The organism is Riemerella anatipestifer, from assembly GCF_009663465.1.
Classification (GTDB): Bacteria; Bacteroidota; Bacteroidia; order Flavobacteriales; family Weeksellaceae; genus Riemerella; species Riemerella anatipestifer_C.
Genome location: NZ_QXHU01000002.1, coordinates 270,028 through 294,285 on the forward strand (window position 1 = coordinate 270,028; position 24,258 = coordinate 294,285).

At 35.1% G+C, this 24,258-nt stretch carries 26 protein-coding genes; 8 read left to right on the forward strand and 18 right to left on the reverse strand.

The genetic code is table 11. From position 1 onward, the window contains the following. Positions 1-256: 256 nt before the first annotated feature. Positions 257-649: a DUF4293 family protein gene (locus tag D1003_RS03490; protein WP_038693502.1), complete on the reverse strand. Its 393-nt coding sequence runs from the start codon at positions 647-649 to the stop codon at positions 257-259. A gap of 177 nt (positions 650-826) precedes the next feature. Between D1003_RS03490 and rho the strand changes: the two genes are divergently transcribed. Further along, on the forward strand, positions 827-2,533 hold the full coding sequence (gene rho / locus D1003_RS03495) for a transcription termination factor Rho (protein ID WP_153935744.1): 1,707 nt from the start codon (positions 827-829) through the stop codon (positions 2,531-2,533). A gap of 135 nt (positions 2,534-2,668) precedes the next feature. Continuing rightward, entirely contained in the window at positions 2,669-3,160 is a 492-nt protein-coding gene (locus D1003_RS03500) for a hypothetical protein (protein ID WP_153935745.1), read from the forward strand. On the opposite strand, the gene D1003_RS03505 is transcribed toward D1003_RS03500, so the two are convergent. From D1003_RS03505 to D1003_RS03535, 7 genes are all read right to left on the reverse strand, one after another. Continuing rightward, the gene (locus tag D1003_RS03505) at positions 3,148-4,497 is read right to left on the reverse strand and encodes a hypothetical protein (protein WP_260393308.1); all 1,350 of its coding nucleotides are present in this window, start codon (positions 4,495-4,497) and stop codon (positions 3,148-3,150) included. The genes D1003_RS03500 and D1003_RS03505 overlap by 13 nt on opposite strands. A 108-nt stretch (positions 4,498-4,605) precedes the next feature. Then, positions 4,606-5,358, reverse strand: a complete 753-nt coding sequence (gene rpsB / locus D1003_RS03510; RefSeq protein WP_004916689.1) for a 30S ribosomal protein S2 — start codon at positions 5,356-5,358, stop codon at positions 4,606-4,608. 169 nt (positions 5,359-5,527) lie between these two features. Further along, on the reverse strand, positions 5,528-5,914 hold the full coding sequence (rpsI, locus tag D1003_RS03515; protein ID WP_004916691.1) for a 30S ribosomal protein S9: 387 nt from the start codon (positions 5,912-5,914) through the stop codon (positions 5,528-5,530). 3 nt (positions 5,915-5,917) lie between these two features. After that, entirely contained in the window at positions 5,918-6,373 is a 456-nt protein-coding gene (rplM, locus tag D1003_RS03520; RefSeq protein WP_014937448.1) for a 50S ribosomal protein L13, read from the reverse strand. 198 nt (positions 6,374-6,571) lie between these two features. Next, complete coding sequence (locus D1003_RS03525; RefSeq protein WP_153935886.1) at positions 6,572-6,898, reverse strand: SUF system Fe-S cluster assembly protein; 327 nt, start codon at positions 6,896-6,898, stop codon at positions 6,572-6,574. 19 nt (positions 6,899-6,917) lie between these two features. After that, positions 6,918-7,616 (reverse strand): 3'-5' exonuclease, encoded by a 699-nt coding sequence (locus tag D1003_RS03530; protein WP_153935746.1) that lies wholly within the window; start codon positions 7,614-7,616, stop codon positions 6,918-6,920. A 3-nt stretch (positions 7,617-7,619) separates the two neighbouring features. Then, positions 7,620-9,023 (reverse strand): nucleoside recognition domain-containing protein, encoded by a 1,404-nt coding sequence (locus tag D1003_RS03535; RefSeq protein WP_153935747.1) that lies wholly within the window; start codon positions 9,021-9,023, stop codon positions 7,620-7,622. Between the two features lie 198 nt (positions 9,024-9,221). Here D1003_RS03535 and D1003_RS03540 point away from each other — a divergent pair, with 198 nt between their 5' ends. After that, a complete protein-coding gene (locus D1003_RS03540; RefSeq protein WP_153935748.1) occupies positions 9,222-10,532 on the forward strand; it encodes a UDP-glucose/GDP-mannose dehydrogenase family protein in 1,311 nt (436 codons plus the stop codon). A 12-nt stretch (positions 10,533-10,544) separates the two neighbouring features. Here the strand turns inward: D1003_RS03540 and D1003_RS03545 are convergent, their stop codons facing one another. From D1003_RS03545 to D1003_RS03580, 8 genes are all read right to left on the reverse strand, one after another. Further along, entirely contained in the window at positions 10,545-11,282 is a 738-nt protein-coding gene (locus tag D1003_RS03545) for a sulfite exporter TauE/SafE family protein (RefSeq protein WP_153935749.1), read from the reverse strand. After that, the gene (locus D1003_RS03550) at positions 11,273-11,731 is read right to left on the reverse strand and encodes a FixH family protein (RefSeq protein ID WP_153935750.1); all 459 of its coding nucleotides are present in this window, start codon (positions 11,729-11,731) and stop codon (positions 11,273-11,275) included. Before D1003_RS03550 ends, D1003_RS03545 begins: the two co-directional genes overlap by 10 nt. Then, positions 11,732-13,174: a cytochrome c oxidase accessory protein CcoG gene (gene ccoG, locus D1003_RS03555; RefSeq protein ID WP_153935751.1), complete on the reverse strand. Its 1,443-nt coding sequence runs from the start codon at positions 13,172-13,174 to the stop codon at positions 11,732-11,734. Positions 13,175-13,199: 25 nt separating this feature from the next. Next, entirely contained in the window at positions 13,200-14,078 is an 879-nt protein-coding gene (locus tag D1003_RS03560) for a c-type cytochrome (protein WP_153935752.1), read from the reverse strand. Between the two features lie 6 nt (positions 14,079-14,084). After that, positions 14,085-14,279: a CcoQ/FixQ family Cbb3-type cytochrome c oxidase assembly chaperone gene (locus D1003_RS03565; RefSeq protein ID WP_064969780.1), complete on the reverse strand. Its 195-nt coding sequence runs from the start codon at positions 14,277-14,279 to the stop codon at positions 14,085-14,087. Positions 14,280-14,309: 30 nt separating this feature from the next. Further along, positions 14,310-16,589: a cytochrome-c oxidase, cbb3-type subunit I gene (gene ccoN / locus D1003_RS03570; protein WP_153935753.1), complete on the reverse strand. Its 2,280-nt coding sequence runs from the start codon at positions 16,587-16,589 to the stop codon at positions 14,310-14,312. A gap of 5 nt (positions 16,590-16,594) precedes the next feature. Further along, positions 16,595-16,777: a cbb3-type cytochrome oxidase assembly protein CcoS gene (gene ccoS, locus D1003_RS03575; protein WP_052911647.1), complete on the reverse strand. Its 183-nt coding sequence runs from the start codon at positions 16,775-16,777 to the stop codon at positions 16,595-16,597. A gap of 115 nt (positions 16,778-16,892) precedes the next feature. Further along, a complete protein-coding gene (locus tag D1003_RS03580; protein WP_153935754.1) occupies positions 16,893-19,286 on the reverse strand; it encodes a heavy metal translocating P-type ATPase metal-binding domain-containing protein in 2,394 nt (797 codons plus the stop codon). 90 nt (positions 19,287-19,376) lie between these two features. Between D1003_RS03580 and D1003_RS03585 the strand changes: the two genes are divergently transcribed. Genes D1003_RS03585 through D1003_RS03600 form a run of 4 tightly spaced genes read left to right on the forward strand, consistent with a single transcriptional unit; the run spans position 19,377 to position 21,946 of the window. Next, positions 19,377-20,090 carry a Crp/Fnr family transcriptional regulator gene (locus tag D1003_RS03585; RefSeq protein ID WP_153935755.1) on the forward strand — a complete coding sequence of 238 codons (714 nt, stop codon included), beginning with the start codon at positions 19,377-19,379 and terminating at the stop codon, positions 20,088-20,090. Between the two features lie 17 nt (positions 20,091-20,107). Further along, the gene (gene panB / locus D1003_RS03590) at positions 20,108-20,923 is read left to right on the forward strand and encodes a 3-methyl-2-oxobutanoate hydroxymethyltransferase (RefSeq protein WP_153935756.1); all 816 of its coding nucleotides are present in this window, start codon (positions 20,108-20,110) and stop codon (positions 20,921-20,923) included. A gap of 9 nt (positions 20,924-20,932) precedes the next feature. Next, positions 20,933-21,244, forward strand: coding sequence for a hypothetical protein (locus tag D1003_RS03595; RefSeq protein WP_153935757.1), 312 nt, complete (start codon positions 20,933-20,935; stop codon positions 21,242-21,244). Between the two features lie 9 nt (positions 21,245-21,253). Beyond that, positions 21,254-21,946 carry an RluA family pseudouridine synthase gene (locus D1003_RS03600; RefSeq protein ID WP_153935758.1) on the forward strand — a complete coding sequence of 231 codons (693 nt, stop codon included), beginning with the start codon at positions 21,254-21,256 and terminating at the stop codon, positions 21,944-21,946. A gap of 1 nt (position 21,947) precedes the next feature. Here D1003_RS03600 and D1003_RS03605 read toward each other — a convergent pair whose 3' ends face one another. Both D1003_RS03605 and D1003_RS03610 read right to left on the reverse strand, forming a co-directional pair. Next, entirely contained in the window at positions 21,948-23,033 is a 1,086-nt protein-coding gene (locus D1003_RS03605; protein ID WP_153935759.1) for a PorV/PorQ family protein, read from the reverse strand. 3 nt (positions 23,034-23,036) lie between these two features. Further along, entirely contained in the window at positions 23,037-23,927 is an 891-nt protein-coding gene (locus D1003_RS03610; RefSeq protein ID WP_260393309.1) for a DMT family transporter, read from the reverse strand. A 133-nt stretch (positions 23,928-24,060) separates the two neighbouring features. On the opposite strand from D1003_RS03610, the gene rpsU reads away from it, so the two are divergent. After that, on the forward strand, positions 24,061-24,258 hold the full coding sequence (gene rpsU / locus D1003_RS03615) for a 30S ribosomal protein S21 (protein ID WP_079207552.1): 198 nt from the start codon (positions 24,061-24,063) through the stop codon (positions 24,256-24,258).

A 24,258-nucleotide genomic window follows, 5' to 3' on the forward strand; every position in this document is an offset into this window, starting at 1 on the left:
CCCTATTCATAGGGGGTACAGAACTTCGTTAGGTTTTATATAAACTAAGGCAGGGTTTTAATAATTTTAATGTGTCTTTGTATGAGCATTGGTAGTGGGGACAAAGCAGAAGCGTTGCATTAGGTTTGTTTTAATGAAAAAGAAGGGAAAAATATGTCTGTACCTTTGGGGCTTTATTACGATTGTTTATCCTCCATAAAAAAAGCTCCCAACTAAATGGGAGCTTTTTCACTCAAAATAAAAATCGTTGTGAAGTCTATCGAAGTCTGTCTACAGATTTTACAAGCCTTTCGTCTTTCGCTATATACACATTTGCGATTAGCAAACATACAATAGAGATGAACGAAAATAGTGGCTCAATACCTTTCTCAGGAAAATCTATTCCTCCAGGTAAGTTTAGTAACCAGTAAATCAATACACCTATCAACAAAGCGTTTATAAAAATGCTGATACGGTTCAGCATCATTTGTCTTTTTCTATTTTTAAAACTGAAAATACTAAGGGGCAGAAGCACAGCTAATATCCCACATCCTAGTACAATAGGCTGGTTACCCATAGCCATAAACTCTACATCTTGAGATGAAACTAAAAGAAATACAGCCCCCATAGTAGCCAAAAACATCCAAATAGTTTGTATTCTCTGAAGCATTGGTATTTAGTATTGTTTTAAATTGTAGTGCAAAAGTAGTGATAATTTTTTGTATTTGTCAAAAATAATGTAGATTTGCAGTACAGATTCAGTATAAACTCTTACTCGACTCTTGAGTAGAGTTACACTTTTTAGATTAAATAATCCATTTTAATATTACAGAAATATAATTCAATTATGTTTGATATAGAAACCCTTGAGGCTAAATCTTCTGCTGAACTTACGAAGATTACTAAAGATTTAGGCATTAAAACAGGTAGAGGGGCTACGATGAAAGATAAAGTCTATGCTATTTTAGATTTTCAGGCCTCTAATCCACAACAAACCAAAGACTATTATAACGCTACGGAGACCGTTAGTGAAAAGAAAGAGAGTCATTCAGCTCAAGAACAAGAAACTCCTGAAGCGGTAGAGAAAAAAACAAATAGTAGAAAGAAAAGAACTGCTAAGACGAAGAACGAAGACAAAGGAGCAGTAGAGGGAAAAGAAACTGAAACTTCGCAAGTTGAAGAAACTGTTTTGCAAAATACTAAAGAGGAGCAACAAGAGGCTAATGCGCAGAGAAGAACTCAAAGAAAGCGAGTGAAGAAAAAAGCGGAGCAGTCATCAACATCTGATGATATGCAGGGGAATGCTACTCTAGTAGAAGCAGAGGCGAAAGAAGACAAGTCGCAACCACAACAGCCATCTAGAAATCCTAAAAATCAACCACAACCTAACACCAATCACAAGGAAAAGAACGAACAGGAAACAGAGAAGTCCTTTAATTTTGATAATTTAATTACTATAGAAGGAGTGCTTGAAATTCTGCCTGATAATTATGGTTTCTTGCGTTCTGCAGACTTTAACTACATTTCTTCTCCAGACGATGTTTATGTTTCTACTAATCAGATTAGAAATTATGGGCTAAAAACGGGAGATACGGTAAAAGGTACAGTAAGACTTCCTAGAGAGGGCGAAAAGTATTTCTCTTTACAAAAGCCATTGGAGGTTAATGGTAGAGACCTTAGTTTCATTAAAGACCGTGTGGCTTTTGAGCATTTAACACCGTTGTTTCCTCAAGAGAAATTCAATTTAACAGGGGCTAATGCTACTATTTCTACTAGAGTGGTAGATTTGTTCGCTCCAATAGGTAAGGGGCAAAGAGCTATGATTGTGGCTCAACCTAAGACGGGTAAAACAATGCTTCTTAAGGATATAGCGAACTCTATATCGGCCAATCACCCAGAGGCTTATATGATGATTTTGCTGATAGACGAGCGTCCAGAGGAGGTTACCGATATGCAAAGAAGTGTAAATGCCGAGGTGATAGCTTCTACTTTTGATGAGTCTGCAGAAAAACACGTAAAGGTGGCTAATCTAGTGCTTTCTAAAGCTCAAAGAATGGTAGAATGTGGGCACGATGTGGTGATTTTGTTAGACTCTATCACGCGTTTGGCTAGGGCTTATAATACAGTAACACCTGCTTCTGGTAAGATACTTTCTGGTGGGGTAGATGCCAACGCTTTACATAGACCTAAAAGATTTTTTGGGGCAGCAAGAAAGATAGAAGGCGGAGGCTCGCTTACCATTATTGCAACGGCTCTCATAGATACGGGCTCTAAAATGGACGAGGTGATTTTTGAAGAGTTTAAAGGAACAGGTAATATGGAGCTAGTTCTAGATAGAAAGATAGCGAATAAGAGAACCTTCCCAGCGGTGGATATTACGGCGTCTAGTACGAGAAGAGATGACTTGTTGCACGACGAAATTACCCAACAGCGTATGTGGATTTTGAGAAAATACCTTTCTGATATGAACCCAGTAGAAGCGATGGAGTTCGTTCAGAAGCAGATGAAGGGTACTCAAAGTAATGAGGAGTTCCTAATGTCTATGAATAAATAAATTAATTTTAAATAATATATTCGAAACCATCTTAGAGAAATATCCTAAGGTGGTTTTTTATTTTGATTGATGGAAGCTTTATGGCAAATTAAATTTCTGTATTTTTGCAGTTGATATACTTTTGCAGTGAAAAATATGTTTGTAAAGAATACGTTTTTATTGGTTTTATTGTGGTTTTTTGGCGGACTGTTTCATATCAAAGCCCAAAATAGAATGACAACACACCCGATGATATTTGTGGGATATAATTATCAAAATGCGAGTTTTGGAGAGGTGGGAGGAAGACTTCTATTCCTAAAAAAAGATAATGTTATGTACCGTTTGGGAGCTTCTGCTATGCTGGGGAGCCCTAACGGAAAGTTTGCAGTAATCCCTAAATTGCAGGGAGATATTTTATTTAACTTTCAGGAAGATAAAACGCTTAATCACTCATATTATGGTCTAATAGGCGTAGAAACTACCAACAAATATTTTGCTCCAAAGGTAGGGCTTAGTTTCTTCGGAATACTAGATTTTACCGTAGGATACGCTTTCCAAATTCCAAATCAAGCAGTTAATGATAAATCTTTAAAAGGGGTTAATATAGGGGTGAATCTAAATGTTCCGTTGTCAGTCTACCAAAAATAATCTCCTATCAACTGCATTGCAAAAGTCTGAAGTAATGCAATTAAAAATATATTTTGAACTACTTTCTCCTTTTTATATATAAGAGTAAGGGTAAGGTAAGGATATATATACATACAAGCTCTTGCAGTTTCTCCTGTTCCGTAAGCTCCCGTAGCAAACATTAGTAATAGTGTAAATAAAGCAATGAAAATGACTCCAGATAATTCTTTGGATACTATTGTTTTCCAAAAATTTATAGATAACATTAAGGCGAAGAAGGAGAAAGAAGAGAATAATAAAATCTCGCTAATGTCTTCTAGTCTTGTAAAAAAATAAACTAGAGGCTGGTGGAAGCCCATAAAACCGTTTGGATTTTCAGAGTGAGACGCCGTGAAGAAAGCCTTTATATGGTTGTAATCTATAAAGAAATACCAAGTTAGCATTATTATCCCAAAAGATATTATGCTAATGATAAAGGCTTTCAGTAGAAAATATTCTTTATGTTTTAATATATAGTAAAAGGATATAAAAAAGAAAAAAGCCCAAAAGAATGTACCGCTGAAAGATAAAGCATTGGTTAAGGTTATTCCTAGTATTATGGGTAATGTGTTTTTATAGGTTATACTTTTTTCTTTGATTAATCTTATTATGCCTAATAGAAATATTAAAGAAAAAGTGAGGAATATCCCATCTATGGAAACTATAGAATAAATATTGATAGCAGGGAGACACGCGAATGTTAATACAATTAGATTCTTATTTATTTTTGGAACGCAAAGCACCTCTAATATTCTTATCAGAGGGAATACGGCACACATACTTAAAAATGAAAATGTAAATGAAAGTATTAGTGGGGATTTAAACCATTCCCAAATTATAAAATGAAACCAAACTACGAATGGAGGGTGGGTTTTGGCGTGCATAGTTAAAGTTTCTTGTGTATTGTTGAAATTTTTAAGGAAATCAAGACCATCTTTTATACTAATAGCATCGTGGTAATATTGGAAATCGGTATCTAAAAAAGGTCTTAGAAAAGAATTGTGTAATGTTCCTTGAGAGAGATTACCTAGAATTATAAGTCCAAAGTAAAAAATAACCAACCCTAAATCAGATAGTTTAGAGTAGTTAAAAAAGCCAACTAATCCTAAAGTTAAAAATAGGCAAGAAAATAAAATACCCTCTAAATGGAATTCAGAAAAATACACCACACTCATAGGAAAGGTTATTCTTACACCTGTAAAATAACCATTATTTGTAAGGAAAAAATTCAAAAAAAGCATTATAATCCAACCTAGTATAAGGACTAATGTTTTTTTTAGAGGAGTATTTTTAATAGTATCTTTTAGAAGAGTTATCATAGTTTATGATGGCATTGATAGTTTCAAAGTTAAGAAAATCATAATAAAATTAAAAACAGGTTACTCTAGTGAGCAACCTGTTTTGTTTTATAGTGTCTAAAAATTTGATTAAGCATCAAAGTCTGCATCTTTTTCAGCAGAAACTTTTTCTTCTTTAGACTTTTCTTTTTCAGCTTTTCTTTGAGTTAACCCCTCTTTAATAGCTGCAGAAACTTGTCCTAAAATCATATCGATAGACTTAGAAGCATCATCGTTTCCAGGGATTACATAGTCTACTTTTCTAGGGTCAGAGTTTGTATCTACGATAGCAAATACAGGAATACCTAGTTTTTTAGCTTCTGTAACCGCAATGTGCTCTCTCATAATATCTACTACGAAGATAGCAGAAGGAAGACGCACCATATCAGCGATAGAACCTAAGTTCTTCTCTAGGTTAGCTCTTTGTCTATCAACTTGTAATCTTTCCTTTTTAGATAAAGTTTCAAAAGTGCCATCTTTCTTCATTTTATCAATAGCGTTCATTTTTTTTACCGCTTTTCTGATAGTAACGAAGTTAGTAAGCATACCTCCAGGCCATCTTTCAGTGATGTAAGGCATATTAAGCTCAGAAGCGTGTTTAGCTACAACCTCTTTAGCTTGTTTTTTAGTTGCCACGAAAAGCACTTTTCTACCTGCAGAAGTTATTTTTTCTAAAGCAGAGCAAGCCTCTTCTAATTTTACAGCTGTTTTATGTAAATCAATAATGTGAATACCATTTTTCTCCATAAAGATGTATGGAGCCATGTTAGGATTCCACTTTCTCGTCATATGTCCGAAGTGTACTCCTGCCTCTAAGAGGTCTTTTACATTTACTTTTGCCATTGTTTTAATGTTTGTTAGTTTACTTTCCGCTTTTTTGAGCAATCAACTATTTCTTAAGATGGGAGAAATGTTTGGATGCTAAACATAACGGGCAATTTTAATTTGTTGTGTAGCAGAACGTGTTTTTGCAATAAAATTGATTACAAAACCAAGCCATACCACAAAAATATTAACGCTTAGAGAATTGGAATTTCTTTCTAGCTTTCTTCTGTCCTGGTTTCTTTCTTTCCACCATTCTAGCGTCTCTAGTAAGAAGACCGTGTGGCTTAAGCACGGCTCTAAACTCTTCGTTAATTTCGCATAAAGCACGAGAAACCCCAAGTCTAATAGCTTCTGCTTGACCAGTAATACCTCCACCGAAAACATTTACAGTAACATCATACTGCTCTGCAGTTTCCGTAAGTAAGAAAGGTTGGTTTACTTTATATACAAGAACCTCTGTGTTGAAGTAGTCTTTTACATCTCTACCGTTTACTGTAACTTTACCTGCTCCAGGTTTTACATAAACTCTAGCTACAGAAGTTTTTCTTCTTCCTATTTTGTGTACTGTAGACATATCTTATTTTAATTCGTTAATGTTAATTACTTTCGGCTGTTGAGCTTCGTGCTTGTGCTCAGTACCTTCGTATAAGTAAAGGTTTTTAAGAATAGCAGCACCAAGTCTGTTTTTAGGAAGCATTCCTTTTACAGATTTTTCTAAAATTCTTAGGCTGTTTTTCTTTCTAAGCTCTTCTGCAGTCATAGACTTCTGTCCACCAGGGTATCCTGTATGCCAGATGTAAGTCTTATCTGCCCACTTGTTTCCAGAAAGTTCTACTTTCCCAGCATTCAAAACAATTACATTATCTCCGCAATCTACGTGTGGAGTAAAGTTTGTTTTGTGCTTACCTCTCAAAATCTTCGCAACTTTAGACGCTAGACGTCCTAATGGTTGCCCGGCAGCATCTACCACAACCCATTCTTTATTAGCGGTAGCTTTGTTTGCCGATACTGTCTTGTAACTTAATGTATTCACAATTTATCGTTTATGATTAAACATAGTTTTCCCTCTAAGGGTCTGCAAAGGTAAGAATATTTTTTTAATTGAAAAAATACAATGATGAAATTTTGAGCACTATAGCCGTTGATGAAATGCTTATACTGATAAATTTTGTTCTATTAAATAGATAAAGCCCTTTCAACGAAAAGGCTTTATAATTACAAATTTAGTTTTTTATAGCATTCCTAGTTCAAATCGAGCTTCTTCACTCATCATGTCTTTTGTCCACGATGGTTCAAATGTAAGTTCCAAATCAACTTCGGTTACGCCTTCTACTTCGCTAACTTTATCTTTTACTTCTTGAGGAAGAGTTTCAGCTACAGGACAGTTAGGTGTAGTAAGTGTCATAACTACTTTTACCTTGCCTTCGTCTGAAACTTGAACATCATACACTAGCCCCAATTCATAGATATCTACGGGGATTTCAGGGTCGTAGACTGTCTTGAGAGTCTTTATGATTTCTTCTCCTATCTCTGTGATTTGCTCATCTGTATATTTCATCATTTCTCTAAATAATCCGTTAGTCTTCTGACAAACTCAATAAATCTTCTTGTCTTAACTTTCTAAAAATATTCGCCAAAGTTAAAACATCTTTTTCACAATATTTAATAATTCTAGGTAAATCTTTTTCTTTGTAATAAATTTCGGCAACCATAGAGCCATCTATATCGTCTTTGGGAGTAGGAACGCCAAAAATATGAGCCATTAGTTCTAATGATATGAAACTTTTGTAATCGCCAAATTTCCATAATTCCAAAGTATCTAAATGCGGAACTTCCCAAGGTTTCTTTCCGAATAATTGAAATGGGGAAGGCGGCATCATACCATTAACTAAAAATCTTCGTGCAATCCAGGGAAAATCAAATTCTTTTCCGTTGTGTGCACATAGGATAACGTTGGTAAGGCGAGTGCTATTGAATATAGAACCAAATTCTTCTAATAATTTTTTTTCGTTGTCCCCTGCGAAACTTCTTATTTTAAGCGTTTCGTTTCGGTCTATCATTCCCACAGAAATACAGATTATTTTTCCAAATTCTGCCATTACGCCTGCCCTTTGATGATAGAAATCTTCTGCGGTTATCTCTTCCTTGCGTTGATGTAAGGTTTTTTTATTCCAAAGGTTTTGCGCTTCCGTTGGGAGATTTTGCCAGTCCTCCTCTTGAGGTACGGTTTCTATATCTAGGAATAGGATTCGTTCTATGGGGATTTGTTTAATCATATTCTATCCAAAAAATAAATAAGCTAATGTAATGGAAGTAATAATCCCTACTAAGTCTGCTAGAAGCATAGTGCCAACTGTGTAACGAGTATTTCTGATACCTACTGCTCCAAAATAAACAGCAATAACATAGAAAGTGGTATCAGAACTTCCTTGTAAAATTCCAGCCAATCTAGAAGGGAATGAGTCGGCTCCGAAGGTAGCCATCGTATCTACCATCATACCTCTTGCTCCAGAGCCCGAAAGTGGTTTTATGAGTGCGGTAGGAAGTCCATCTACAAATCTAGTGTCTAGACTTACCATATCAGCAATCCATTTCATTCCATCTATAATGATGTGGAATACTCCCGAAGTTCTCAAAAGAGAAATAGCAATGAGCATTCCTACTAAATAAGGTATGATTTTAACACATACTGAAAAACCTTCTTTGGCACCTTCTATAAAGGCATCAAAAATGTTAATTTTTTTATAAATACCTCCAAGCACAATAGCGAAGAATATTAAAAGGATAATACCATTACTTAAAACTTTACTGAAATTATCGAGTTCTTCTTTATTTAATTGAACAAGAAATAAGACCAATCCAGCTATAACAGCAGAAATACTTCCTAAATACATCAACACTACGGGTTGAAGTAAATTGATTTTCTGTCTTATAGAAACCAATATCATTGATGCCATAGTGGCTGCAAAGGTGGCTATCATACAAGGTAAGAATATATCCGTAGGTGTGGCAGAGCCCATAGATGCCCTTATAGCAATAATGGATACGGGAATAAGGGTGAGCCCACTAGCGTGCAGACAGAGAAACATAATCTGGGCATTACTGGCTTTATCTTTTTCTGGATTTAGAGATTGTAGACTATCCATTGCCTTAAGACCAAAAGGGGTGGCGGCATTGTCTAGCCCTAAAAGATTGGCGGAAAAATTAAGCATCATATGTCCAAATGCAGGGTGGTTTTTAGGAACTTCTGGGAAGAGTTTAGAGAAAAAAGGCTGTATCATTCTACTTAATAAGTTGATGCCCCCAGCTTTCTCGGCTATACTCATAAAACCCATAAAAAGGGTCATAATACCTATAAGACCTATACATATATCTACAGCGGTTTTGCTCGTGCCTATTACCCCATCGGTTTCTTGTATTCTGTAAACTTTAACATCATTACTGTTAGGTTGATATTCGTAATAGATACCATCGTTTACAAAAACAGGAGTCGTCTGAAAATTTTCTATAGCGTTAGGATGGAACTCGTCGATTGGTTTAGTAGTGATATTGATGGTATCTCCACCTTTGCCCACTACCATATCATTATAGATAGCTTTGTAGTTGTCTGATAATATATACTTTACTCCAGCTACCACGATGGCTACTAAAATAAATGCACTCCAAATTCTACTTAAAACCATAATCTGAAAAAAATTTGGGTAAAAGTAAGTGTTTTTAGCTAAATGAGAAAGAATAAATTAAATAGACTAGAGGTATTCTCAATCTGAGGTAAGTTCAAAAAACGATATTATATGTAACGAATGCAAATCTAGTTAAAGCAGAATATTATTGATATTTTGGTTATCTTTGTGCGGTAAATTTTACACAATATAGATATTATGAATATTACCATCGTGGGGACTGGCTATGTGGGGCTGGTTACAGGGACAACATTAGCAGAGTTAGGAAATACAGTTTATTGTGTTGATATAGATGAGCAAAAAGTAGAAGGAATGAAGAATGGTATCGTTCCTATCTATGAGCCTAATTTGGAGGAAATGTTCTTGAGAAATATCCAAGCACAGAGATTATTTTTTACGACTAATTTAAAGGAAGCGGTTGACCAAAGTGAGGTGGTTTATCTAGCTTTGCCAACGCCTCCAGGGGAAGATGGTTCAGCGGATTTATCCTACGTTCTTAAAGTTGCTAACGATATAGGCGATATTATTACAGAATATAAAGTTATTGTTAATAAATCCACAGTACCTGTAGGAACGGCAGATAAAGTTAGAAGTGCTATTGCTGCTAAAACTCAAATACCGTTTGATGTGGTGTCTAATCCGGAGTTTCTTAGGGAAGGTTTTGCGGTAGAAGATTCTATGAATCCTGCTAGAGTAGTGGTGGGAAGTTCTTCTGAAAAAGCGAGAGAGGTTATGGCAAAAATATATCAGCCATTTACAAATACGGGCGTTCCGATTATATTTATGGATGAAAAGTCTTCGGAGCTTACCAAGTATGCTGCTAATTCTTTCTTAGCGGTTAAAATCACATTTATGAATGAAATCGCAAACTTCTGCGAAAGAGTAGGTGCTGATGTAGATAAAGTGAGGCTAGGAATGGGTAGTGATGATAGAATTGGACATCGTTTCTTATTTCCAGGCATTGGGTATGGTGGTAGCTGTTTCCCTAAAGATGTAAAAGCATTGATAAAGTCTGGTAAAGAGACTGATTTTGACTTCCAAATATTAGAGGCAACAGAAAATGTAAATCAAAATCAAAAGGTGATTTTGGTGTCAGAAATAGAAAAATATTTTGGAGGAAATTTAAAAGGTAAAAAAATAGCACTTTGGGGCTTGGCTTTCAAAGCAAATACAGATGATATTAGAGAAGCCTCCTCCTTGGATAATATTGAAATTTTATTAGAAAAAGGAGCTACAATTACCGCTTATGATGCTATAGCAGAATCTAATGTAAAAAAAGTGTTAGGAGATAAAATAGCTTATGCGAGTGATATGTATTCCGCACTAGACGGAGCCGATGCCTTGTTGATAGCAACAGAATGGTCGGAATTTAAAAATCCTAACTTTGACCTAATGGCAGAAAAAATGAATGGTAAAGCTATTTTTGATGGTAGAAATATGTTCGCTTTAGAACAAGTGGAAGAAACAGGATTTTATTATAAAAGCATAGGTAGGAAAACTTTAGGATAAAACCTAATGCTTTTAATGACAACTATGATGTCCCTTGTCTTCAGGGGACATTTTGTTTTCTATGCTAAGAGCTTCTTTTTTGGGTGATAGATAAGGAATTCCTAATTCTAGCCCCCTCAATATAAATAATCCTCCTAAAATAAGCATTACTAAGGGCATTATTTTTAAGATTTTATTTCTGGTAGCTATGCTCAACATATTACCCAACAAAACAGTAGCAAACATAAAAGGAAAAGTACCTAATCCAAATAACATCATAAACAGCCCTCCCTGTATTGTTCCACCTGTTGCAAGAGAAGCTGCTAGTGCTACATAAACCATTCCACACGGCAAAAAACCATTAAGAACACCTGTTAAAAATCTTGATGAATAATCGGTTTTGGATAGTAGCTTACCTAAGTTTAGTTTTATTTTTAACAAAAATTTAGAGAGCCAAGGTATTTTAGAGGCGAAGTTTCCGTTTCCGAAAGAAAAGAACGCCATTATAATCAGAATGACTCCTGCAAAAATGGTAAGCCAGCTTTGAACTCCAGCTAACTGAAAGCCTTCGCCAATGAATCCCAATAAAATTCCTAATATAGAATAAGTGAAAATTCTTCCTAGTTGGTAGGTCGTGTTTTGAAGGTGGAAATTAACTTGTTGTTTCTTTGAAAGTCCTAAAGAAAGAGCTATTGGTCCACACATACCAATACAATGGAATCCCGTTGTGAAACCTAAAGTAAGTGCTGCTATAATGAAGGTTATTTCCATATCAAATCGTAATCTATCTGATAATTTTTGCTATCCTTTGTCCACATTAACTTTAAAATATAGCCACCAGGAACCAAAATGTTTTTAGGTATTAGAAAAGAGTTATTAGCGTCTAAAGTCATTTCCTTTTTTACATCTAACCTTTGGTCATCTATTCTGTAGAGAATAAACTTTATTCTAGTATTCTGATTATTATTTTCAGAAGGAAATGTAATGTAGATGCCGTTAGGTGTCTGTTGATACTGTGGCGTGTTTTCAATCGTGGAAGCATTTTTCTTAGCGTCTATCACACTTTGATAAGCAAGTTCATCTTCGTAATAATTGTTAGAAACCAACTCGGAATTTTGCTGCCCATGAGAGAACACAAATATAAGATAAAGAATGAACAGCACGAATGAACCCAATGCCGCCACAACTCCATGTGCCCAAGTAAACTTAAAGTTTTTCATTTAAAATTGTAAATTAAATTCTCCTTCAAAATAAGTTTCAAAAGTAGTGAGTAGTTTACCATCCTTATCATAGACCCCAATTACTAAATTCTGTTTAGAAAGCTTTATTTCCTTTTTCGGGAAACTAATATTTATAGTTCCCTTTTCCATTTTATCCCGTTTTAATTCTATTTTACTAGAACTTCCATACTTTATGACTCCATTAGCGGGTTCTAAAACTTTGAAAGTAACTGTGTAATCCTTGCTAGATTTATTAAGTAAGGTGTAGTTATAGGTATTGGTAATTTTGTCCCCCGATATAAAGAATGTACTTCCTGCAGGTTTGATAAACTTAGCTTCCATATCTCCTCTATTGTATAGAAGAAAAGATAAAAAAGCTATTAGTGCTATCAAAACAGCAGTATATGCCTTCATTCTAGAGGTAAATTTAAACTTTCTACCTTGTTCTATTTCATCTTCAGTGGCATACCTTATCAATCCTTTAGGTAAGCCTACTTTTTCCATAACTTCATTACAAGCATCTATACACGCAGTACAATTAATGCACTCAAGCTGTTGTCCATTTCTGATGTCTATTCCTGTTGGGCATACTACCACACACTGATTGCAGTCGATACAATCCCCTTTGCCTTCTGCAGCTCTATCCTCATTTTTACGCCATTTAGAGCGATTTTCTCCTCTCTTAAAGTCGTAATAAACATTGATGGTTTGTTTATCTATAAGAACACCTTGTAACCTTCCGTATGGACAAACAAGTGTACATACTTGCTCTCTAAACCAAGCGAATACTAAATAAAAGGCTGCAGTAAAAAGTAGCATTACCAAAAAGTTGGTAGGATATTCTATGGGACCATCTTTCATTATTCTAAAAACCTCCTCGTACCCCACAATGTACATAAACATAAAATGGGTTACCACTAAAGAAATAATGAAATATATCGTCCATTTAAGTCCTCTTTTTCTTATTTTTTCAGAGTTCCAAGGTTGTTGGTCTAGTTTTATCTGCTTGTTTCTATCACCCTCAATCCAATATTCTATTTTACGGAAGACATTTTCCATAAAAATGGTCTGCGGACAAATCCAACCACAAAATATTCTCCCAAACACGACGGTAAAAAGAATGATAAATACTATCGAAGTAATTGCTCCTAGAGCAAGAATGAAAAAGTCTTGAGGATAAAAGGGCTGGCCTACAATAAAGAATTCTCTATCAAGAATATCTATAAGAAGAAATGGATTATCATTGATTTTAATAAACGGAAGAATAAAAAATATGGCTAATAAAAAAATACTAACATAGTTTCTGTAATTAGTAAACCTACCTTTGGGCTTTTTGGGATAGACCCATTTTCTTTTCCCTGTGTTATCCATGGTTCCTACAGAATCACGGAAAGTGGTAGCTTCTATTACACTTCCTGTACCTTGTACTTTTTTATCAGCCATATATGTAATATTTTACTTTAGGGTATTAGTTCTCCCACTTCACTTCATCACCTTGAGGAGCAGCACCTCCTTCAGATTGAGTGATAGGAGCTTTTTCTTGATTGATATGATAAACATAAGCAGCTACTTTTTCGATATCAAATCCAGTAAGAACTCCATTTTTCCCCCAAGCCTGCATTGCAGGGTTGTTTGGAGAACCATTTTCTACCATATGGAATACTTCTCTGAATAGAGTAGGTTCTGTATGGTTAATCCAATACTTATCGGTAAGGTTTGGACCAATACCACCTTTACCACCGTCACCGTGACAAGACACACAGTTAGTTTTGAAAATTTCTTCCCCTTCTGCGATATTGTCTGCAGAGTATACGGCGTTATCAATTGTGGGAGGAGGAGTATCTTTCATCCATTGCTCTATGCTTGCAAGTTGCTCTTTATGTTCTACATCATACTCTTTATCTGGGTGTGCAAAGTCTGTGAAAGAAAAAGCGAAGATATAGATAACGAGATATGCAAATCCTAACCAAAAAAGACCTAACCACCATTTAGGTAGTTGGTTGTCTAACTCCATAATACCATCAAAGCCGTGGTCTATCATGATATCTTTCTCTTCAGAAGCGGATTGCTTTTTGAATGCACTATTCCAAAGTCTTTTCCAGTAAGGAACTTTCTTCTCTTCTAAGTAAGCTCTTTTAGCTTCGTCAGATAGTTTAGCAAATTTCTGATTTTCTATTAGATCTCCAATAGCCCCATGTATCATTGCTAAAATGATACTAATAACTACTGTTCCCCAAAAATAAGGTGAAGTAATAAAAGATGCATTTTGAACGAACATATAATATACAATAAAAAGTATTGTAAGTATTACTAAAATGTTCACATAAACGGGCGTTCTTTGTTTCATAATTTCTTAATTTTTAGAACTGTTTTGTATTTCATCATCTAAAGGAGCATTAGCTTCGTCTTGATAAAACTTTTTCGGTTTGCTCATAACATAGTATACCACCCCGATAAAAAATATGATAAACAATATGAGTGCTAAACTCTGGTAAAATCCAGTACCTTCAGTATTAGACAATATATCTTTAAAGTTTTGTGGTATCATTACTATATGCTCCTTTAGTGATAATATAATTTATTTTACACTTGCTGTTTTAATTTCAGTAGTCTTAATATCAGTACCTAATCTTTGTAGGTAAGCGATAAGAGCTACAATCTCTCTTTTTTCAAGAGGAACAAAATCAGCTCCTTCTTCTTGTTGTTTTTTAGCAAATGCCCTCTTAACATCATCAGCTTCAGAATAAATTCTGTCTACAATTCCTTTAGCTTGATTGTCCATCCACGCATCTACAGTATCTATTTCAGCTTTAGTGTAAGGTACACTAAATACATTCTTCATAAGTTCTAGCTTATCTTTAGTCTGTGAACGGTCTAATGTATTAGCTATTAACCAAGGATAACGAGGCATTATAGAACCTGCAGATGTAGCTCTTGGGTTTAACATGTGTTTAAAGTGCCAAGAATCAGGGTTTTTGCCACCTTCTCTATGTAAGTCTGGACCAGTTCTCTTAGATCCCCAAAGGAAAGGTCTATCATATACGAACTCTCCAGCTTTAGAATATTGTCCATTTTTACCATTAAATCTAACCACTTCGTCACGGAATGGTCTAATCATTTGAGAGTGACAAGCGTTACAACCTTCACGGATGTATAAATCTCTACCTTCTAATTCTAGTGGTGTATAAGGTTTAACAGAAGAAATGGTTGGTACATTATCTTTTACTGTAAGCGTAGGTATAATTTCAATAATCCCACCAACTGCCAACGTTAAGAACGCCAATACTGTTAAATAAAGAGGCATTCTTTCAATCCAAAGGTGAACTGTTTCACCTTCTTTTCTTGCATCACTAATTCTAGCTAGTGCAGGTGCTTCTGCAGGGACTTCTTTTTGGAAAGAGCCTTTTCTTACAGTAGCTACAACATTCACTGCCATAAGGATAGCTCCCACTAGATAAAGAACACCTCCGAAGAATCTCATCCAATAGTAAGGGATAATTGCAGTTACAGTATCTAGCCAGTTTTTATAAAGTAGAGTTCCATCTGGATTGAATTGTTTCCACATTAAACCTTGTGTAAATCCAGAGATATACATAGGTACAGCATATAGGATAATACCCAAAGTACCTAACCAAAAATGCCAGTTAGCTAGTTTTACAGACCATAGTTTGGTTCTCCACATAATAGGGACTAGGTAGTAAATCATACCAAAAGCCATAAAACCATTCCAACCTAGAGCTCCAATATGAACGTGACCAATTACCCAATCTGTAAAGTGTCCAATTTTATTTAATGTTTTAGTTGCTAATAGAGGCCCTTCAAATGTAGCCATACCATAACAAGTAACCGCTACCACGAAAAATTTGAGTATAGGATTTTCTCTTACCTTATCCCAAGCCCCTCTCAATGTTAATAAACCATTAAGCATACCTCCCCAAGACGGAGCGATAAGTGCAATAGAGAATCCTGTTCCTAATGCCTGTGCCCAAGCAGGTAGAGATGTGTACTGTAAGTGGTGTGGTCCAGCCCAAATGTAAACGAAGATTAGAGACCAAAAGTGGATTATAGAAAGCTTATAAGAAAAGACAGGTCTCTCTGATGCTTTTGGCAAGAAGTAATACATCAGACCAAGTACAGGGGTTGTCAAGAAAAATGCTACGGCGTTATGCCCATACCACCATTGTACTAAAGCATCTTTTACTCCTGAATATGCAGAATAAGACTTCCAACCAGTAAAAGAAAGAGGTACCTCTAGATTATTGAATACGTGTAGCATTGTAATACCTACCCAAGTACCAATGTAGAACCAAATAGCTACATAAAGATGTCTTACTCTTCTTTTAGCGATTGTACCAAACATATTGATACCAAAAATAATCCATACCACAGCGATAAGGATATCAATTGGCCATTCGTGTTCAGCATACTCTTTAGAAGTGTTGATACCCATGAAGAAAGTAATCACCACCGCTACGATAGTAATTTGCCATCCCCAAAAGTTAATCCAAGAAAGTGTATCACTATACATTCTTGCCTTCAACAACCTCTGTAATGAGTAATAAACCCCTGCGAAAATCGCATTTCCTACAAAGGCAAAAATTACTGCACTTGTGTGCAACATTCTGATTCTACCAAAACCAAAAGCTCCCTGGGTGTTGATAAGACCTTGTAAATCACCACTTCTTAAACTGGCGATTGTAGTGTCATCAGTACCAAATAAAAACTCTGGTAGTTCTGGATAGAAAAGCATTGCCGCCGCCGTAAGTCCAAGAATGAAACCAACTATCCCGAAGACGATGGTTGCATAAAGGAACGCACGCACAATGCTGTTGTCATAACTAAACTTTTGTGTTTCCATATTAACTAATCACTTTTATTGTTTTTCTCTTTATTTTCTTTGTTTTTAGCTTCGTCATCAAGGAGTATCCTCACAGCAGGAGATTCATCATCTTCAAACTGCCCTTTCTTAGCTCCGATAATAAATATTATCAAGAAAACAACAGCTAAAGACACACTGCATATGACCATCAAATATAGTATCTCCATACAGTTCGCAAATATAAAATTAAATTGTCCCCAAAATTAAGGAAAATATACTGACTTAAATCAGTAACTGTTAAAAATAGTTAATTTATAACATTTCTAAATAAGATAAAAAGGTCTAATTTGATTTTTTCTTAAAATATCTAGTTGATGCCAACCAAGTGGTAGTAGAGGTAAATGTAACAACACTTATAGAACTCAAAGGCATTAGTATGGCTGCTACCAAAGGGGATAAATGTCCTGTAACCGCAAACCCTAAGCCAACAATATTGTATAGGATGCTTATAATGAAAGTGGCGGATACTATCTTAATAGCATCTTTACTCAAGGCTAAATAGTCTGGTAAAAAGCTGATAAATTTACCGTCCATAATAACATCAGAAGAAGGTGTAAAGGAGTTGGTGTCATCAGATACGGCTATACCTACGTTACTTTGTTTTAATGCTCCTGCATCGTTAAGACCATCACCTAGCATAGCTACTTTTTGACCTAAGTTCTGAAGTTTTTGTATATAGTCCAATTTGTCTTCTGGAGTTTGGTTGAAACTCATATTGGCTACATTTGGAATTATCTTTTTGAGCTGATTGGTCTCGGAAGTATTGTCCCCACTAAGAATATGGATAGGATAGGTGTTGAGTTTTCTGTACATTTCAGAAAGCCCCTCTCTATACTCATTTCTGAATATGAACTTGCCTATAAATTCATTATTTTTACTGATGGAAACAGCAGTCTCTAGGTTTTTACTTTCTTGTCCTGTAAACGAAGCTGAACCAATTTTATAAATTTGACTTCTAATTTGGGCGGAGTATCCTTTACCAGCTATTTCTTGGAAGTTTTCTATTGGGAAATATTCATCAGTTATTTCTATATGTTCGTATAAATTTTTCGATAGAGGGTGATTAGAGTTTTTAAGTAAAGTTTTGATATTTTTTAAATCAAATTCACTAATAGTATTGCCTTCATATTTGATATTAGATTTAGTGTTGTAGGTAATAGTCCCTGTTTTGTCAAAGACGAGTGTGTTGATTTTGGCAAGTTTTTCTATGGTAAGAGTATCTTTAACATAGAATTTTTTTCTGCCTAATATCCTCATAATATGTCCGAATGTAAACGGAGCGGATAGAGCTAACGCACAAGGGCAGGCTACTATAAGTATTGCAGATATTACTTGGAACATTTTTTCTAAATCAATTCTGTACCAATAGATTCCTGCAATTAGTGTGATGCCTAATATGATGAATGTAAAATATTTACTTATCTTGTTGGTAAGATTATCTAGACCTGTTTCTTTTTGTTTAAAGGCTTCTTTGTTCCATAGTTGGGTAAGGTAGCTTTGGTCTACAGTTTTAATAACTTCTAGCTCCAAAATAGCACCTTGTTGCTTAGCACCTGCGAAAATTTTATCACCCGGTTGTTTAGGTATTGTAGCTGACTCTCCAGTAATAAAACTATTATCAATATTGCCTTCACCGCTAATAAGAATAGCGTCTACGGGAATAATCTCTTGATTTCGCACTAAAATTCTATCGCCTACTTTAATTTCAGATAAAAGAATATTTTTTTGTTTACCCTCAAAATCCACTTTGGTTACGGCGATAGGGTAGAAAGATTTATAATCTCTATCGTAGGACAGTGCAGTGTAGGTTCTTTTTTGGAAAAATTTTCCCATCAACATAAAAAATAGCAATCCACACAAGGTGTCAAAATAACCAGGTCCATAATCTGTGGCTATCTCGTAGATACTTCTTCCAAATAGAACGAGTATTCCTAAAACGATAGGTATATCTATATTTACAATGTTATTCTTAAGTCCATACCAGGCAGATTTGTAGTAGTCTGAAGCAGAATAAGAAACAACAGGAATGGAAAGTAATAGGGTTAGAAACCTAAAGAAAGGAGCAAATTGGTTAATCCAATAATCGTTCTCTTTTGTAATCCAAGAAAGATATTCAGGGAGGGCAAACATCATTGCATTTCCGAATGCAAATCCTGCTATGGCAAGTTTGATGATTAAATCTCGGTCTGTTTTTTCTATCTTTTTTTCACTTGTTTCCAGGTTGATAACAGGTTTGTATCCAAGATTTGTTAAAAACTTAGCTAGTTCACTTAACTTTAGTTCATTATGATTAAACGAAATTTGTAATGTTTTCTTTGTGAAATTAGCTTGAGAATAGCGTATTTGTGGATTGATGTCTTTGAGGCTTTCTAGTAACCATATACATGACGAGCAGTGTATTACGGGTATTTTAAAAGTTACTAAGGTAGAATTGCCTTCTGAAAAATCTACAATTTTGTTGAATACTTCAAGGGTGTCCAAGTAATCAAACTGTGAAGAACCGTCTGTGTTTGGTCGGATTCCGGCGTTTTTATTTAATTTATAAAAATCGTTTAACTGATTGATATTTAGTATTTCATAAACTGATTTGCAACCATTGCAACAAAAAGTCTTTTCATCAAAAGAAATTCTTTCTTTCTTTATTTCTAATCCGCAATGAAAACATTTTTCTGACATTACTAAGTGAAGTTTAACACGCAAAAATATAATAAAAAACTTGGCTATACATATTAAAAAGTAGTATTTTTGCTGATAAATATCAGTTAAATGTCGTTTGAAAAACAGTTAGAAATCGAAAAAAAGTTTCAAGAAGTCTTTAGTGAGGCATTCTTTCAGAAGAATCTTAAATCCGAAGATTTTGAGAAGTATACCTCAAGTAAGCAAGTTTTAAAGTATGATAAGGGAGATGTGCTTTTTGACGATGGGGAGCTACCTAAAGGAGTCTATTTTATAGAGAAAGGTACAGCAAAGCTCTCAAAATCTGGAGTGTATGGTAAAGATCATATCCTAAGAATAGTAAAAGAGGGAGATATATTAGGGTACCGTTCGTTGCTTTGTAACGAGAACTTTCAGGCTAGAGCAGAGGCAATGACGGAGCTAGAAACTACTTTTGTGCCTTCTGATATTTTTATGCAATTGCTTGAGGCAAATTCTAGATTGTCTTTTGCTATGATGCAAAAGATAGCTTTTGAGTTGGGAGAATCGTCTAATACCATTACTTTTTTAGCTCAAAAAACAGTTAGAGAAAGGTTGGCCGAAATTTTACTTTTACTAGAGCTAAAGTTAGGTACAGACCCAGAGGGCTTTATTAAAATATGTCTTACTAGGGAGGAGGTTGCTAATCTTATAGGTACAGCAACAGAGAGTGCTATTAGGCTTATTTCTGAGTTTAAAAATGATGGACTTATCGAAGTGGAAGGTAGAAATATCAAGATAAAAGACCACGATAAGTTGAAGAAAGTGGGGCATGTGGTTTTATAATTTTTAGAGATAAAGATATGTCTGTACATTCTGAAATAAAAAAGGTAACTGTTGAGACCTTGCGAAAAATGAAATTTAGCAAGGAAAAAATTACGATGCTTACGGCATATGATTTCACTACTGCAAAAATGGTAGATGCTGGAGGGGTAGATGCTATTCTAGTCGGAGACTCTGCAGCTAATGTAATGGCTGGATATGAAACCACATTGCCAATTACTTTAGACCATATGATATATCACGCACAATCGGTGGTTCGTGGGGTAGAAAGAGCTTTGGTAGTGGTGGATTTGCCATTTGGAACTTATCAAAGCAATCCTAAGAAAGCCTTAGAATCTGCGGTGAGAATTATGAAAGAGTCAGAAGCTCACGCTGTAAAATTAGAAGGAGGAGCAGAAGTTTCAGACGCGATAAAAAATATCATCAATGCAGGTATTCCTGTAATGGGACATTTGGGGCTTACACCACAATCAATCAATCAATTTGGAACTTACAAGGTAAGAGCAAAAGAAGAAGCTGAAGCTGAAAAGCTAGTTAAAGATGCTCAGCTGTTAGAAGAATTGGGCTGTTTTGCCGTTGTCTTAGAAAAAATACCGTCCGAGTTAGCTAAAAAAGTAACCGAAAGTATCTCTATTCCTACTATTGGAATAGGAGCAGGTGTTAATTGCGATGGGCAAGTTCTGGTTTATCAGGATATGGTAGGTATGAATCAGGGGTTTTCTCCTAAATTTTTGAGACGCTATTTGGAGCTTTATTCAGAAATTACAGGAGCGGTGTCTCAGTATGTTAAAGATATAAAAACATTAGACTTTCCTAATGAGTCGGAAAGCTATTAAAATTTAGTTATGGACAAAAGAACTTTACAGAGCATTGTTTCTGTTGCAGCGATATTGTGTATTGTAGTGGGTTGGGTTAATCCTTTTTCTCCAGAGATTAACTATACTATTTCTAGACAAGTATTTTACATCCTTGTTGGAGGAAGTTTTATTCTTATGGGAGGAATGTTGCCTAATAAAAGAAACACCTATCTAATGTATCTAGCAGCTGGGCTTTGTATTGTGGGGGCTTTTTTACCTATGGGTTCTTCTTTTGAGGTTATTAAAACCGCGGGTTTACTTCTTGGGGTGGTTATTTCGTTTGTTGGTCGTAGAGGTTAATGATTATTTATGATTCAAGAACAAATTCTTTATGAGGATAATCATCTGCTGGTCATAAATAAGAAGGCGGGGCAATTAGTACAAGGAGATAAAACAGGTGATGCCTCGCTACTAGAACTGATAAAAGATTTTATAAAGTCACGAGATAATAAGCCAGGTAATGTTTTTTTAGGGCTGGTGCATAGGATAGACCGCCCAACATCTGGGTTGGTAATTTATGCTAAAACATCTAAAGCGCTTACGAGACTTACCCAAATGATTAAAAATAGAGAAATAAAAAAAACTTATTGGGCGATAGTTCCTAAAGAAATGATTTCTCCTTCTCAAAAATTGGTTCATTATCTCAAAAAGAATGAAAAAAATAATAAGGCGATAGTTTTTACTAAACCCACGGAAGGTGCTAAACAAGCTATTTTATCCTATAATTTAATATTTAGTTTAGATAATTACTTACTCTTAGAGATCGATTTAGAAACTGGTCGCCATCACCAAATCAGGGCTCAGTTGTCTAAGATAGGAGTTCCTATAAAAGGGGATTTAAAATATGGAGCCTCTCGTTCTAATTCAGATGGAGGAATTTCTCTTCACGCGAGAAGGTTAGAGTTTATTCACCCTGTATCCAAAGAAAAAATAACCATTGTAGCTCCTGTGCCATCTCAAGATTCTGTTTGGCGAGTGTGTGAGGAAGGAATTGTACAGTAATTTATTTTCTAAAATTAGTCATATCTAACTTTAGGGAGAAAAAATTAGAATAGAAATGGCTCCCTCCAATGCCAGAATTGGTAATGGCATAATCTAAAGTTAAGCCTTTATAGCGAATACCCACACCTGCACTTGGTTGAAATGATAATTGTCTTTTTTGACTTTCAAGGTCTGTGATATTTTGAAATCGGTTAACGCCTAATCTCACAAAAATCATTTTTTGAAAAGAAAGTTCACCTCCTAGATAAGGAGTAATACTAGCAAAGTCAGTAGAAATAAGTGCTGCAGTTCTTGTAAAATCAATATTAAGACCTGTCTCTGGAAGAAAGTCAAAATCACGATTGAGTTCAAAGTTTTTGCTGACTCCCAAGTTTAACTTCGGCATTGATAGTTCCATTTTGTTTTTAGGTGCAGGGTTGAATTCTTCTCCATTAACCACGGTAGAAAGTTCTTTTTCGTTTATGGACCAAAAATTAACGGTAGTGGTAGCATCTCTAAGCATCACACCGTAATTCCACCCTTTGTCCGAATGATAGATAGCTCCTATATCAAACCCAAATCCAAATCCGTTAGCAAATTTCCCTACATTTCTATAAACCAGTTTAGCATTAACACCAACATCTAATTTGTGGTTTAGATGAAAAGCATAGGAGAGTAAGGCTGCATAATCGGCTTGAGAAAATTTTGTAATTCTATCATAATCTATATTGCCTTCGCCGTCTATCATTTGAGTAGTGTTGAGGATGTTATCTACGCCTAACCTTACTAAAGAGAATGCAAAAACACCTTTATTGTAATCCAAAGGCTTTGCAAATGCTATATAATCATATTTAGCAATACTTTCGAAATATTCGGCGTGCATAGCAGAGGCTTGCCAATCGTTTTCAATTTTTACTAATCCAGCAGGGTTCCACATTGGAGAATAAACATCATCTTGGTTTGAAATAACAGCACCTCCCATGGCGAGACCTCTAGCACCAGCCCCAATGTTTAAAAATTCATTAGAATATTTCCTAGCGATTTGGGCGATATTTAGATTGAAAATTAGTAGTGATATTAGGCTGATAGTTTTAAATAAAATCTTCATATATTATTTTAATGACTTGGTTTTAATTTTTTTTCGTTTTGCTTTTATAATACCATTGGCAATTATAGAAAGAATCATAATCCCTGCTCCTACATAAAACATAGGGTTCATATGTTCGGATTCGCCGAAAATAAGATAGGCTAAAATAATTCCATACACAGGTTCTAAATTTACAGTTAGTATAAGTGTGAATGGCGAAATCACTTTCATTAAGCTGGTGGATTCTATCATAGGATATGCGGTGAAGCCAATAGCGAGAATTAGTACTAGCAGAGCATCTTTAATTCCTACCACGTATATATTATCAAGAGTTCCATTGATACCTAATATAACACTTACGAGAAGCCAACCACCTATCATTTCATAAAAAATAATATGACTAGCAGAGGTTGTTTGTGATAATTTCCCATTGAGAATAGAAAAAATAGTTCCTAGTAAGGCGCAGGTAGCTCCGTAGATGATACCCTCTACATATCTAAATTCTGTTTTAAAAATAAGTCCCATTCCTCCTAGTATCACAATACCTATGGCAACTTCCGTCCAGTCTAATTTTCTTTTATAGACGATAGGTTCTATTATAGAAGCAAAAATAGTAGAAAGAGCTACGCAACTAAGGGCAATGGATACATTGGAAACCTTGATAGATTCAAAGAAAAAAAGCCAATGAAGTCCCATGATAATACCAATACCTAGTAGCTGTAATAGGCGTGTAGATGAGAGTTTAATGCTTTTTCTCCTAATAAACCTCAAGAATACAAATAGTACTAAAGCGGTAAGTCCCATTCGATAGAAAACGAGAGAGTAGGTGTCCAGACTAATCATTTTTCCAAGAATAGCCGTAAATCCCCACATAAATACAATAAGGTGTAATCTAAAGGTTGTATTATTCCACATTTTTAATCTTAAATTAAACTGCAAAGAACGAAAATAAATGCTGAAACATCAATTTTTTAGGTAAAAAAATAGGCTAAATTTGGAATATAAAAATTAAAACCTTACTTTTGCACCCGAAAATGAGATGTAAACTATGCTAATAATTCCAGTAAAAGATGGAGAAGCCATCGACAGAGCGCTGAAAAAATACAAAAGGAAATTTGACAAGACTGGTGTTGTACGTGCTTTAAGAGCAAGACAACAGTATGTTAAACCTTCTGTACTTAGAAGACAGCAGATTTTAAGAGCGGCTCACAAGCAAAGAGCTTTAAGCAAAGAGGAACAAGCATAA

Excerpts from the sequence above, each read along its gene's own strand:
- D1003_RS03490 (WP_038693502.1), bottom strand. The coding sequence starts at position 649 with ATGCTTCAGAGAATACAAACTATTTGGATGTTTTTGGCTACTATGGGG.
- rho (WP_153935744.1), top strand. The coding sequence starts at position 827 with ATGTTTGATATAGAAACCCTTGAGGCTAAATCTTCTGCTGAACTTACG.
- D1003_RS03500 (WP_153935745.1), top strand. The coding sequence starts at position 2,669 with ATGTTTGTAAAGAATACGTTTTTATTGGTTTTATTGTGGTTTTTTGGC.
- D1003_RS03505 (WP_260393308.1), bottom strand. The coding sequence starts at position 4,497 with ATGATAACTCTTCTAAAAGATACTATTAAAAATACTCCTCTAAAAAAA.
- rpsB (WP_004916689.1), bottom strand. The coding sequence starts at position 5,358 with ATGGCAAAAGTAAATGTAAAAGACCTCTTAGAGGCAGGAGTACACTTC.
- rpsI (WP_004916691.1), bottom strand. The coding sequence starts at position 5,914 with ATGTCTACAGTACACAAAATAGGAAGAAGAAAAACTTCTGTAGCTAGA.
- D1003_RS03525 (WP_153935886.1), bottom strand. The coding sequence starts at position 6,898 with ATGAAATATACAGATGAGCAAATCACAGAGATAGGAGAAGAAATCATA.
- D1003_RS03530 (WP_153935746.1), bottom strand. The coding sequence starts at position 7,616 with ATGATTAAACAAATCCCCATAGAACGAATCCTATTCCTAGATATAGAA.
- D1003_RS03535 (WP_153935747.1), bottom strand. The coding sequence starts at position 9,023 with ATGGTTTTAAGTAGAATTTGGAGTGCATTTATTTTAGTAGCCATCGTG.
- D1003_RS03540 (WP_153935748.1), top strand. The coding sequence starts at position 9,222 with ATGAATATTACCATCGTGGGGACTGGCTATGTGGGGCTGGTTACAGGG.
- D1003_RS03545 (WP_153935749.1), bottom strand. The coding sequence starts at position 11,282 with ATGGAAATAACCTTCATTATAGCAGCACTTACTTTAGGTTTCACAACG.
- D1003_RS03550 (WP_153935750.1), bottom strand. The coding sequence starts at position 11,731 with ATGAAAAACTTTAAGTTTACTTGGGCACATGGAGTTGTGGCGGCATTG.
- ccoG (WP_153935751.1), bottom strand. The coding sequence starts at position 13,174 with ATGGCTGATAAAAAAGTACAAGGTACAGGAAGTGTAATAGAAGCTACC.
- D1003_RS03560 (WP_153935752.1), bottom strand. The coding sequence starts at position 14,078 with ATGAAACAAAGAACGCCCGTTTATGTGAACATTTTAGTAATACTTACA.
- D1003_RS03565 (WP_064969780.1), bottom strand. The coding sequence starts at position 14,279 with ATGATACCACAAAACTTTAAAGATATATTGTCTAATACTGAAGGTACT.
- ccoN (WP_153935753.1), bottom strand. The coding sequence starts at position 16,589 with ATGGAAACACAAAAGTTTAGTTATGACAACAGCATTGTGCGTGCGTTC.
- ccoS (WP_052911647.1), bottom strand. The coding sequence starts at position 16,777 with ATGGAGATACTATATTTGATGGTCATATGCAGTGTGTCTTTAGCTGTT.
- D1003_RS03580 (WP_153935754.1), bottom strand. The coding sequence starts at position 19,286 with ATGTCAGAAAAATGTTTTCATTGCGGATTAGAAATAAAGAAAGAAAGA.
- D1003_RS03585 (WP_153935755.1), top strand. The coding sequence starts at position 19,377 with ATGTCGTTTGAAAAACAGTTAGAAATCGAAAAAAAGTTTCAAGAAGTC.
- panB (WP_153935756.1), top strand. The coding sequence starts at position 20,108 with ATGTCTGTACATTCTGAAATAAAAAAGGTAACTGTTGAGACCTTGCGA.
- D1003_RS03595 (WP_153935757.1), top strand. The coding sequence starts at position 20,933 with ATGGACAAAAGAACTTTACAGAGCATTGTTTCTGTTGCAGCGATATTG.
- D1003_RS03600 (WP_153935758.1), top strand. The coding sequence starts at position 21,254 with ATGATTCAAGAACAAATTCTTTATGAGGATAATCATCTGCTGGTCATA.
- D1003_RS03605 (WP_153935759.1), bottom strand. The coding sequence starts at position 23,033 with ATGAAGATTTTATTTAAAACTATCAGCCTAATATCACTACTAATTTTC.
- D1003_RS03610 (WP_260393309.1), bottom strand. The coding sequence starts at position 23,927 with ATGTGGAATAATACAACCTTTAGATTACACCTTATTGTATTTATGTGG.
- rpsU (WP_079207552.1), top strand. The coding sequence starts at position 24,061 with ATGCTAATAATTCCAGTAAAAGATGGAGAAGCCATCGACAGAGCGCTG.